Annotated in this window: 9 protein-coding genes; 3 read left to right on the plus strand and 6 right to left on the minus strand. The window is 57.4% G+C overall.

All coding sequences use genetic code 11. The features are described 5' to 3' along the window. Positions 1 to 139: 139 nt before the first annotated feature. Positions 140 to 2,737: a type I DNA topoisomerase gene (topA, locus tag MMW58_RS16590; RefSeq protein ID WP_076945386.1), complete on the minus strand. Its 2,598-nt coding sequence runs from the start codon at positions 2,735 to 2,737 to the stop codon at positions 140 to 142. Between the two features lie 411 nt (positions 2,738 to 3,148). On the opposite strand from topA, the gene MMW58_RS16595 reads away from it, so the two are divergent. Next, positions 3,149 to 3,400, plus strand: coding sequence for a YciN family protein (locus tag MMW58_RS16595; protein ID WP_041145184.1), 252 nt, complete (start codon positions 3,149 to 3,151; stop codon positions 3,398 to 3,400). Positions 3,401 to 3,461: 61 nt separating this feature from the next. On the opposite strand, the gene sohB is transcribed toward MMW58_RS16595, so the two are convergent. Beyond that, positions 3,462 to 4,508 carry a protease SohB gene (gene sohB / locus MMW58_RS16600; RefSeq protein WP_041145183.1) on the minus strand — a complete coding sequence of 349 codons (1,047 nt, stop codon included), beginning with the start codon at positions 4,506 to 4,508 and terminating at the stop codon, positions 3,462 to 3,464. Positions 4,509 to 4,763: 255 nt separating this feature from the next. On the opposite strand from sohB, the gene MMW58_RS16605 reads away from it, so the two are divergent. Beyond that, positions 4,764 to 5,525, plus strand: a complete 762-nt coding sequence (locus MMW58_RS16605) for a YciK family oxidoreductase (protein ID WP_241723739.1) — start codon at positions 4,764 to 4,766, stop codon at positions 5,523 to 5,525. Beyond that, positions 5,522 to 6,112 (plus strand): cob(I)yrinic acid a,c-diamide adenosyltransferase, encoded by a 591-nt coding sequence (cobO, locus tag MMW58_RS16610; RefSeq protein WP_045855061.1) that lies wholly within the window; start codon positions 5,522 to 5,524, stop codon positions 6,110 to 6,112. Before MMW58_RS16605 ends, cobO begins: the two co-directional genes overlap by 4 nt. Here the strand turns inward: cobO and MMW58_RS16615 are convergent. The 4 genes from MMW58_RS16615 to rluB form a co-directional block, all read right to left on the minus strand. Further along, complete coding sequence (locus MMW58_RS16615; RefSeq protein WP_241721655.1) at positions 6,084 to 7,058, minus strand: helix-turn-helix transcriptional regulator; 975 nt, start codon at positions 7,056 to 7,058, stop codon at positions 6,084 to 6,086. The two genes, cobO and MMW58_RS16615, sit on opposite strands and share 29 nt — an antisense overlap. 24 nt (positions 7,059 to 7,082) lie before the next feature. Next, positions 7,083 to 9,434: a beta-glucosidase family protein gene (locus MMW58_RS16620; protein ID WP_241721656.1), complete on the minus strand. Its 2,352-nt coding sequence runs from the start codon at positions 9,432 to 9,434 to the stop codon at positions 7,083 to 7,085. 18 nt (positions 9,435 to 9,452) lie between these two features. Continuing rightward, positions 9,453 to 10,817, minus strand: coding sequence for an MFS transporter (locus tag MMW58_RS16625; RefSeq protein WP_241721657.1), 1,365 nt, complete (start codon positions 10,815 to 10,817; stop codon positions 9,453 to 9,455). A 174-nt stretch (positions 10,818 to 10,991) separates the two neighbouring features. Next, complete coding sequence (gene rluB / locus MMW58_RS16630) at positions 10,992 to 11,870, minus strand: 23S rRNA pseudouridine(2605) synthase RluB (protein WP_133597801.1); 879 nt, start codon at positions 11,868 to 11,870, stop codon at positions 10,992 to 10,994. Positions 11,871 to 12,032: the final 162 nt, after the last annotated feature.

Below are 12,032 nucleotides of genomic sequence, written 5' to 3' on the forward strand. Positions count from 1 at the left end.
ATATCTACAGTGTATAGACGCTAACGGAAAATAATAAGGCGGTTATAAGCCCGAATAAATGCGGCAAAACTTCAAGGATTTCAGCAATCAACGGGAAAAGAAAAGGGCCGCAGTGCGGCCCTTTTGCGGGGTAAGGCGCTTACTTTTTCGCTTCAGTCCACTTGCCGTCGATGTAGAAGGCTGACCAGCCGGTGGCTTTGCCATCTTTTTCCGACGCAACGTACTGCTGCTTGGTTTTACGGCTAAAACGCACCAGCGTTTTATTGCCTTCCGGATCCTGCTGCGGCGCATCGGCAAGATAACGCAGCTTCTCGGCGAGGCGGTCACGGAAGCGGTACAGCTCCTCGACCAGCGGCGCGCGCGTTTCGCGGGATTTCGGGAAGGTATTTGCCGCGAGGAACACGCCGGCTGCACCGTCACGCAGAACAAAATAGGCGTCCGATTTCTCGCACGGCAGCTCCGGCAGCGGAACCGGATCTTCCTTCGGCGGCGCCACTTCCCCGTTACGCAGAATTTTGCGCGTATTCTTACATTCGTCGTTGGTGCAGGCCATGTACTTACCGAAACGCCCCATCTTCAGGTGCATCTCAGAACCACATTTCTCGCACTCAACTACCGGGCCATCGTAGCCCTTAATGCGGAACTCGCCCTCTTCAATCTCATAGCCGTCGCAGGTCGGGTTGTTACCGCAGACGTGCAGCTTACGCTTAGGATCGATGAGGTAGCTGTCCATCGCCGTGCCGCACTTCTGGCAGCGGCGCTTGGCGCGCAGCGCGTTGGTTTCTGCATCGTCGCCTTCCAGCACGTTGAGCACTTCGTTTTCCGGCACCAGGTTAATGGTGGTTTTGCAGCGCTCTTTCGGCGGCAGCGCGTAGCCGGAGCAGCCGAGGAACACCCCGGTGCTGGCGGTACGAATGCCCATCTCACGCCCGCAGGTCGGACAGTCGATGCTAGTCAGCACCATCGGGTTAGGCTGCATGCCGCCCTCTTCCGGATCCTTCTCCGCCGTTTCCAGCTGAGCGGTAAAGTCGCCGAAGAAGTGATCCAGCACCTGCCGCCACTCGGCCTGATGATTCGCCACCTGGTCGAGACGGTCTTCCATCTGCGCGGTAAAGTCGTAGTTCATCAGATCGCGGAAGTTCTCTTCCAGACGATCGGTGACGATCTCACCCATTTTTTCCGCATAGAAGCGACGGTTTTCAACCCGAACGTAGCCGCGATCCTGAATAGTCGAAATGATCGACGCATAGGTTGACGGACGGCCAATACCGCGTTTTTCCAGCTCTTTAACCAGCGATGCTTCGCTAAAGCGCGCAGGCGGTTTGGTAAAGTGCTGCGCCGGGCTAAGTTCAACCAGGCTTAAGCTGTCGCCCTGATTAACCACCGGCAGGACGCGGTCTTCATCGCCCTTGCGCAGCGCAGGCATGACTTTGGTCCAGCCGTCAAAGCGCAGCGTACGGCCGCGCGCCTTGAGCTTAAAGTCGCCGGCTTTTACCGTCAGGGTGGTAGAGTCGTACTGCGCTGGCGTCATCTGACAGGCGACAAACTGGCGCCAGATCAGCTGATAGAGCTTCAGCGCATCAGATTCCATACCTTTTAAATCTTCCGCCATCACGTTGACATCAGAAGGACGAATCGCTTCGTGCGCTTCCTGCGAGTTTTCTTTGCTGGCGTACTGGTTGGCGTTCTCCGGCAGATACTTTTTGCCAAAGTTATCGCCGATATAGCCGCGCACCATGCTCAGCGCATCCTGACTCAGGTTGGTGGAGTCGGTACGCATATAGGTGATGTAGCCGGCCTCATACAGACGCTGCGCCATCATCATGGTTTTCTTCACCCCAAAGCCCAGACGCGTGCTGGCCGCCTGCTGCAGGGTTGAGGTGATGAACGGCGCGCCCGGCTTGCTGCTAGTCGGCTTATCTTCGCGTTCCAGCACGCTGTAGCCGGATTTCTCCAGCAGCGCGACGGCAGACATGGTCTCATCGCGGTTAACCGGACGGAACGGCTTGTCGTTCTTGTGCGTGACCTGCAGCGCTAAAGCGTCTCCGCCAGGCGTCGTGGTGCTGGCGTCAATCTCCCAGAACTCTTCCGGGACGAAGGCTTTAATTTCGCGTTCACGTTCGACCACCAGGCGGACGGCAACGGACTGAACGCGGCCCGCGGAGAGGCCGCGCGCTATTTTTTTCCACAGCAGCGGGGAAACCATATAGCCCACTACGCGGTCCATAAAACGGCGCGCCTGCTGGGCATTAACGCGATCGATGTTCAGTTCGCCCGGCTTGTCAAAAGCCTGACGGATCGCGTTTTTAGTAATTTCGTTAAATACAACGCGGCTGTAGCGTTTTTCATCACCACCGATAACTTCCCGCAGGTGCCATGCAATGGCTTCCCCTTCGCGGTCAAGGTCAGTTGCGAGATAGATGTGGTCGGCTTTTTCAGCCAACTGCTTGAGTTCTGAAACTACCTTTTCTTTACCCGGGAGTACTTCATAGTGCGCATCCCAGTCATGCCACGGGTCAACGCCCATGCGATTGACCAGAGCGCTACGTTCGTCCTTTTTAGGCTTTTTGGCCCCTTTGGTGGCGGTAGAGTCGGCGCTCTTTTTGGAAGCTGAGCCACTGGTCGGCAAATCGCGGATATGACCGACGCTGGACTTAACCACGTAGTCATTACCCAGATACTTATTGATCGTTTTGGCTTTTGCCGGGGACTCAACGATAACGAGAGCTTTACCCATATTCACCTTTACCTAATTTGATTCATCCAGGAATACATCGCACATTGATTCACCATCCGCTGGCGACGTCCGTCATATGTTGCGTCGTCGTCGAAGGATATCAACCCTCTGCACGTCCGGCCTCACGTCCATAAAACCAGATAGCCGGGTTTACTGACTTTGTCTAGCCAGGCGACATAGCACGAATAATTTTTGGCCGAATGTCAAGCAAATCTGCTGCCAGATCGCTGAAAGCGTCACACTGTACCTGATAAAATTCGTTACGCAACTTTATTAGCATGCAAAAACGAATCCTGCCAGTAAAGTCATGTTTCTTAGGCCCTTGCCAGTACCCCTGCAGAATAAATGGAAAATTTGCCCCCGCCCGCCGCGCGGCGTAGACTATGGCGCGAAGAATCACAGGAGGCCGTAATGCAAGGTACAACCCAACCCATCGATCGCCAGACGCTGCTTGAAAAAGCCAATAAACTTATTCGCGAACATGAAGATACGCTAGCCGGGATCGAAGCCACCGACGTCGTTCAGCGCAACGGTATTCTGGTATTTAGCGGCGAGTTTTATCTTGACGAGCAGGGTCTGCCTACGGCGAAGAGCACGGCGGTATTTAACATGTTTAAATACCTGGCGCACGCGCTGTCTGAAAAATATCATCTGGTCGATTAAGCCCTTGCGTTTTGCAGGGCGCTAAACGATAACGCGAGGCCAGGGCCTCGCGTTATTTTGCCTACATCAGCGGTTTTTGTCCCCGCTGCCACCAGCGCAGCAGCAGACGATCGGCGCTTTCAGCGGCGCTGCCGGTGAAGCGGTCAAACATCTTTTTCCTCTGCTGATAGCGCACGCTAATCACATCGTGGCTGTCGATCAGCCCCAGCAGCAGCTCATCGCTGGTTTCTACGGCATCGACCAGCCCTTTCTCCAGCGCCTGAACGCCGTACCAGTGCTCGCCGGTCGCCACCTGCTCAATATCCAGCGTCGGCCGCATTTTGTGGACGAAATCTTTAAACAGCTGATGGGTATCGTTCAGATCTTCCCGGAACTTACGCCGTCCTTCGTCGGTGTTTTCACCGAGCATCGTCAGGGTGCGCTTGTACTGCCCGGCGGTATGCAGCTCAATATCGATATCCTTGTTCTTAAGGAAACGATTAATGTTTGGGATCTGCGCGACCACGCCGATGGAGCCGAGAATGGCAAACGGCGCCGAGACGATTTTATTGGCCACGCAGGCCATCATATAGCCGCCGCTGGCGGCAACTTTGTCTACCGCCACCGTCAGCGGAATTTGCTTGTCGCGAAGGCGCTGCAGCTGCGAGGCGGCCAGGCCGTAGCCGTGCACCACGCCGCCGGGGCTTTCCAGGCGGATAATGACCTGATCGCGCGCTTTCGCCGTTGCCAGCACGGCGGTGATCTCTTCGCGCAGGCTGCTCACCTCGTGGGCGTCCATGCTGCCTTTAAAGTCGAGCACCCAGGCGCGCGGTTTGCCGTTTGGCTCCGTCGAACCGAGCTTCGCCCGCGCCTTCGCGGCCCTCGCTTCCTGCTTGAGCTTTTTCTTTTGCGCTTTATGCCAAAGCTTCTGCTGCGGGCCGTCGAGCAGCGCAACCGCGAGCTCCTCCCGCATCTCTTTATACTGCTCGCTAAGGTTGGTGACCCGCAGCTCCCCGCGCTGTTTCTTACGCTGAGCGAGGTTAACGATAATTGCGGCGATAACCGCAATAGCGACGACAACAGTCGCGATTTTGGCCAAAAATAAGCCATATTGAGCAAGTAATTCCACGTTTTCACCTTGTGTAAACCACTGACGTTGAAGCACAGTGTACATCAGCCTTTGCCGGGAAGTCTCTGCGCTTTGTGTCCTGTGCGAGTCGCCTTCTTGTTTTTTTCAGCGACGATGAAATCGTTGCAAGATATTAATTCCGCAAAGAGTTTCCGCTTCGCCGATTGCATTACCCGGCCGTTTCAGGCATAAAACGCAAAAGTGAACGACCGAAGAGAAAGCGTGACCCGTCAGCAGGTCACCCAAGGAGTCACCGTGCACTATCAGCCGCAGAATCATTTATTGAAAGATCGCATCATCCTGGTGACCGGCGCCAGCGACGGGATCGGCCGCGAAGCCGCGCTGACCTACTCCCGATACAGCGCCAGCGTTATCCTGCTCGGCCGTAACGAAGATAAGCTGCGCCGCGTGGCGCAGGAAATTGAGCAGGACGGCGGGATCCCGGCGCCCTGGTTTACGCTCGATCTGCTCACCTGCACCCCGCAGGAGTGCCAGCAGCTGGCACAGCAGATAAGCGTCCACTACCCGCGCCTCGACGGCGTATTGCACAACGCCGGTCTGCTCGGCGACGTCTGCCCGATGGACGAGCAGAATCCGGAAGTCTGGCAGCAGGTTATGCAGGTCAACGTCAACGGCACCTTTATGCTGACCCAGGCGCTGCTTCCTTTATTACTCAAATCCGAGTCCGGTTCGCTGGTTTTCACCTCATCAAGCGTAGGCCGTCAGGGTCGCGCCAACTGGGGCGCCTACGCGGCGTCGAAATTTGCCACCGAAGGGATGATGCAGGTGCTGGCGGAGGAGTACCAGAGCCGCCACCTGCGGGTTAACTGCATCAATCCGGGCGGCACGCGTACGCAAATGCGCGCCAGCGCCTTCCCGACGGAAGATCCACAAAAGCTTAAGACCCCCGCCGATATCATGCCGGTTTATTTATGGCTGATGGGCGACGATAGCCGTCGCAAAACGGGAATGACCTTCGATGCCCAACCGGGGCGCAAACCAGGAATTGCACAATGAGTGAAGAACGCCACCGCGAACGCCAGCAGCGGGTAAAAGAGAAGGTCGACGCCCGAATCGAGGCAGCTCAGGAAGAACGCGGCATTGTTATCGTCTTTACCGGCAACGGCAAGGGTAAAACCACCGCCGGTTTTGGTACCGTTACCCGCGCCATCGGACACGGCCAAAAGGCCGGCGTGATCCAGTTTATTAAGGGCACCTGGCCGAACGGCGAACGCAACCTGCTGGAGCCGCACGGCGTCGAATTTCAGGTAATGGCGACCGGCTTCACCTGGAATACCCAGGATCGCGAAAGCGATACCGCCGCCTGTCTCGCCGTGTGGCAGCACGCTCTGCGCATGCTGTCAGACGAGAGTCTCGACATGGTTCTGCTCGACGAGCTGACCTATATGGTGGCCTATGACTATCTACCGCTTGAAGAGGTGCTTAGCGCTCTGCGCCGTCGTCCAGCCCGGCAAACGGTGATTATCACCGGCCGCGGCTGCCATCGCGACATCGTGGAGCTTGCCGATACCGTCAGCGAATTACGCCCGGTTAAGCACGCCTTTGACGCCGGCATTAAGGCGCAGATGGGCATTGACTACTAAGAACCAGCCTCTCCAGCAGCGCGTCGTTTAGCGCCAGGCACAGGCAATCCTCGCCCTGAGCCAGCACGCTTTCGAGGCTGTTTTGTCGGGAGATAAAGTGCTTACGGTACTCTGTCGGCGTCAGCCCGCAGTATTTTTTGAAGGCGGCAATCAGGTACTTATGCTCCTGAAAGCCGCAGCTATGGCTAATTTCGGTGATCGGCGTGCGGGTATCGCGCAGCAGCGTCTTCGCCTTATTCAGCCGCACCAGCGTCAGATACTCCTTGAAATTGTGCCGGCTCACCTTCTTAAACAGCCGTGAAAACCACGAATAGCTCATTCCGCTACGGCTCGCTACCTCGCTGAGGGTCAGCGGCTGGTCAAAATGCTGGTTAATAAAGTCGATGCCTTTCTTTATCATCGCCTCTTCGCGCAGGGAGCTTTCCGCCTGCGGCACCGCGTCTCCCGCCAGCGCCAGCGCATCGAGCAGGAGATAGATAGTCGCGATGCGTTGAAACGGGGCGCGGTTGTCAATCAGCTGGCTGAGCAGGCTCAGCAGCCGTTGACGCACGACGCCATCGGCCTCTCTGTCGCCGCGCCCGGCGGTGCACCAGCTCAGCACCGGCGCGGGATGCAGCTCATCGAACAGGCCCGGTGAAAACTGCACGGTCACCAGCTGGCTGCCGGCCTCCTCCGCGCATAGCGAATGCACCGCCTCGGCGTTGATGTACAGCATGTCTCCCTGAGCCAGCTCCACGCTCTGCTGGCCGACAACGATAGAAAAGCGTCCCGTCAGCACGGTTATCAGCTCCGGCGCCGGGTGCCAGTGCGGTTCGCAGTAGCGTACCTCGGCGGCAAACGCGTTCAGCTTCTCGGCATCAAAAGCAATCAGCTCATAGCCGCTGTTCACCGTATGCCGACCGGCTTCCGTCGCCGAACGGGGGTGAGTGACTGAAAAGGGAAACATGCGCCATCTCCTGTAGTCGGACGATTATTCGCGCCCGGCAAGTACGCGATTCAGCTCGTCGCTGTCGATATCGAGCGCCAAAAACTCCGTCAGGGCGATCAGCAGGCCGCAGAAGAGATCCGGCGCCAGCTGGATCAGCCGCTCGCGGATCTGCACCGGCGGCAGCCGGCTCTTGCGCGCAATCAGGGCAACCACCCGGTCAAGCGCCGCGGGCTGCTGGATCAGCTGCTGCAGCGAATTGTCATCCCGCAGCGGCACGTAGCGCGGCGCAGTGGCCACTTCGACGTCGGCGACGAGAGGCAGATCGCGCGAAGAGCCGCCAATCCGCACCTGCCAGTGGCCCGGAGTAATAACCCAGTCCGAAAGCCCGGGGTGATAGCAGGCCAGGTCGGCAATCGGCAGCTGCATACTGACGCGACGGCTCTCGCCGGGCGCAAGGGCCACTTTACAGAACGCCTTCAGCGCCCGATCCTCGCGGATCAGCTCGCCGTCCGGCGCGCTGACGTACAGCTGCGCGATCTCTTTTCCCGCCCGATCGCCGTCGTTGCTCAGGGTAAACGAGACGGTCAGCGTCTCGTCAGGACCGACGCGAGAGGCGGAAAGCTCGGGCTGGCCGTAGGTAAACCGGCTGTAGCTTAGGCCAAAGCCAAACGGGAACAGCGGCGTCATCCGCCGTTTGTCGTAGTAGCGATAGCCGACAAACAGCCCTTCGCCGTAATGGTGGCGCAGGTTCTCTCCCGGGTAGTTGAGCCACGCCGGCGTCTCTTCCAGCGTATTCGGCACCGTCACCGTCAGTTTACCGCAGGGGTTACGCTGGCCAAACAGAATTTCCGCCACCGCCCGGCCCATGCCCTGCCCGGCGAAAAAGGTTTCCAGCAGCGCTTTACACTCCGCCAGCCACGGCATCACCACCGCATCGCTATTGGCCAGCACCACCACCACGTTGGGCTGCACCGCCGCCACCTCGCGGAGCAGCCGTTCGTGTACCGCCAGGATGTTTAAATCATGACGGTCGCCGTTTTCGCCATCCTCACCCACCGCGGTACTGACGAAGATAACCGCCACGTCCGCCTCCTGCGCCACCGCTCGCGCCTGGGCCAGCGCCTGCTCATCGCAGCGCTCGTCGTCCGGAGCGCCAACCGCCCAGGTGACGGTAAAGTCGTCGCCCGCCAGATCGAAGATCTCGTCCAGCGGACGATCCAGCAAATAGGGTACCGTGGTGGCGCAGCCCGATCCCTGAATCACCGGCTCCTGCGCCGGCTTGCCCAATACCGCAATCCGCCGGCTGCGCTCCGGGGTCAGCGGCAGCAGATTGTCTTCATTTTTCAGCAGGACGATGGACTCCCCGGCCAGCTGCTGCGCCAGCTGGTGATGGGCCGTGAAGTCAGCCCGGGTCTCCGGGCGACGGTGGCGCTGCACCTTTTCCAGCAGCGCCAGCATTCTCCGGCAGGCACGGTCGACCACCGCCTGAGGCACCTCTCCTGACTCGATCGCCGCCAGCAGCGTCCGCTTGTCGCGGCGGGTTTCCGGCATCGCCAGATCGTTGCCCGCCAGCAGCGACGCCGGGCGGTCCTTGATGCCGTACCAGTCGGACATCACCAGCCCGTCGTATCCCCACTCATCCCGCAGTACCTGGGTCAGTAAAAAGGGGTCCTGCGAAGTCTGTACGCCGTTGAGGCGGTTGTAGGAGGACATCACCGTCCACGGCTGCGATTTCGCTATCGCCCGCTGGAATCCGGCGAGGTAGATCTCACGCAGCGCCCGCTCTTCGATTATCGAATCCATTTCGGTGCGGCGATATTCAGAGTTATTGGCGGCGAAATGCTTGAGGCTGGCGCCTACCCCTTCGTGCTGCAGGCCGTTGATCAGCGCCGCGGCAATATCGCCGGAGACAACCGGATCTTCGGCATAATATTCATAGCCTCTGCCCGCCAGCGGCGTGCGGCGAATATTGATGCCGGGCCCCAGCAGGATCCCGACCCCCATCTGCTGACATTCGCGGCCCAGCGCCTGGCCCATCTGATAGACCAGCTCCACGTCCCAGCTACAGGCTAAGCTGGAGCCGTTGGGAAAGCAGGTTGCCGGCAGCGAGGCGCTGAACAGCGCTTCGCTGCCGCCTTTTGCCGCCGGCTCCTCCGCGCTGACCTGGTCAGCGGTTTGGGTGATGACCGAAATAAAGTCATCCATGCTCCACTTTTCGCTGCCGTCGATTTGTGCGCTGCTGTAGCGCACGCCGTAGGTTCCGTCGGTCATCACGATATCGTTGATGCCATGCTGCGGCAGCGATGCCGTGCGCCACAGGCCGCTGCCGGTCAGCAGCGCCACTTTTTCCTCTGCCGTCATCGCCGCAATCACGGTATTAAATTCACTCTTCATCTCTCTGGCTCCCTGAGGTTACAGCGCATTCTGCTTGCGCAGGCTAATTTTATGGACAATATCGCGGTAGGTTTTTTCATCCAGCGAATAGCACGCCACAAATATGGCGCTGAGGGCAAACATGGCACCGGGGAATAATGTCATCAAAATATTAATCCCGTTAATCGCGCTCGCCGTGATATTCCCTGCGTCATAATGATAATAGTCCAGCATCCATCCCGCACAGCCGCCGCCTATCGCCATCGCGATTTTAGTGATGAAATTAAAGAAGCCGTAGATCGCGCCTTCACTGCGCACGCCGTGATGCCATTCGGCATATTCTACGGTGTCGGCAATCATCGACCACATCGCCACAAAACCCATTCCCAGCGTAATGCTATACAGGCATACGCCGGTCATAATCAGCCACAGGTTATTTCCGGCCACAAAATACTGCATCATCACCCCCAGGATACCAATCCCCAGAGCAATCAGCGTCATTCTCTTTTTACCCATCAGGGCAATAATTTTTTCAGAAATAACCGTACCGACAATATACGCCGCTGACTGAATCAAAAAGAAGGTCGCGGTATAGCCTTCGCTGCCAATGATATATTTAATAAAATAGATCGCTATCGCCATCCAGACGGTATAGGCAATATAGAAGAACACCGTAAACAGCGACAGGTTAAGCAGCGGCGTATTGCCCGTCACCGCACGCAGCATCTCGCGCAGCGTCGGCGCAGGCGCCTCATCCTCGTCTTCGCCCACCCGCTCTTTGGTCATGCCAAAACAGGCGAGGAACAGAAAGGTGGCCAGCAGCGCAAAGCACGAAACCGCGAAAACGTAGCCCGTCTGTTTATCCGTAAACGGCGAAATCAGCAGGTCGGCGGTCGTCGAAACAATTAAATAGCCGACGATCGCCAATACGAAGCGATATACCGACAACGACGAACGTGAAGCTTCATGCTGCGTCAGGCGGTTGGTCAATGCCGAGTACGGCGTATTGACCGCGGTATACGCCAGGCAATATATCGTATAAGAGATTAAGGCAAAATAGAATTTCGCTTCGCCGCCAAACGGTACAAAGCACAGCACCGTCAGAAAACCGAGCGGAATCGAACCGTATAATAACCAGGGACGCAGCTTACCGTAGCGGCTGCGCGTTTTATCAATCGCCAAACCAATCAGGATATTAAAAATAGCATCAATTACCCGGGCAATAACAAATATCAGACTGGCCTGTACCGCGCTAATGCCATAAATATTGGTATAGAAGAAGAGTAAAAACAGCGAAACGAAACCAAATGATAAATTAGAAGCAAAGTCGCCGAAGCCGTAGCCTATTTTCTCTTTAACTCCGATAACCACGTAGCTGGCCGATAGTTTTCCTGCTGTATCCATTTTTGGCTACCTGTTTTTGTAATCAGTGTTGCCAGTATATGGCGTTCGCCGCCGCTTCACTTTGCGTTATTTGTCCGGGTATTTCCTGTTTTTTGTCTTTATACGGAAGTGTGAAAGGAGTCACATCAGGCAGGGAAAATAAACGTCCGGCGGGAGCCGCCGGACGCTACAACATCAATCTTTGCCACGACCCGCAGAGCGGCGGTTATTGCTGCTACCCACCTGGCTATGGCGTTTAACCGCGCGGCGGATCTGGTTCGCCTTCACGCGGCGGCGATCTTTCTCTACCGCCACTTTAGAGGCGGTTTCCGCCGGCAGCTCCACCAGCTCGCGCAGGTAGTTCGTCTGAGCCAGATCCAGCTCGGTATAGCCGCCGCGAGGCAGGCCCTTCGGCAGCAGAATATCGCCGTAGCGCACGCGGATCAGGCGGCTCACCTGGACGCCAACCGCTTCCCACAGGCGACGAACCTCGCGGTTACGCCCTTCCGTCAGGGTGACGTTATACCACTGGTTAATGCCTTCGCCGCCGGTGAATTTGATGGTTTTGAAGGCCGCAGGGCCATCTTCCAGCTGCACGCCGCGTGACAACTGGCGCAGCTTATCTTCATCGACCTGACCGAACACGCGCACGGCATATTCACGCTCAACTTCGCGGCTCGGGTGCATCAGTCGGTTCGCCAGCTCGCCATCGGTGGTGAACAGCAGCAGGCCGCAGGTATTCACATCCAGACGACCTACCGCAATCCAGCGCGCGCCGCGCAGCTTCGGCAAACGGTCGAAGACCGTCGGGCGGCCTTCCGGATCGTTGCGGGTGCAGAGCTCGCCTTCCGGCTTGTAGTAGGCCAGAACGCGGCAAATTTGCTCAGCGGACTCTTTCACCGAAATCAGGTGACCATCGATACGAATTTTTAAACCAGGAACAATTTCTACGCGATCGCCGAGGGTGGCGATTTTGCCATCGACGCTGACGCGGCCAGCTTCGATTTTGGATTCAATTTCACGGCGGGAGCCGTGGCCGGCGCGGGCCAGCACTTTCTGTAGTTTCTCGCTCATTGAGCTTCCTTAAGGTGTCGCCTTCCCAGGCGTCTGATATACTTTATGAAACAACAAGTTAATAAAACCATGCCCTGTTGTTAGGTAAATACTTTTGTCCCGAAGGGGTACCGCAGCCGGAGTCTGATAACCGTCACGACTGAGACACGCCTGCAAACGTGG

This window comes from Klebsiella sp. HC6, assembly GCF_022605325.1.
In the GTDB taxonomy this organism is placed as follows: Bacteria; Pseudomonadota; Gammaproteobacteria; order Enterobacterales; family Enterobacteriaceae; genus Klebsiella; species Klebsiella terrigena.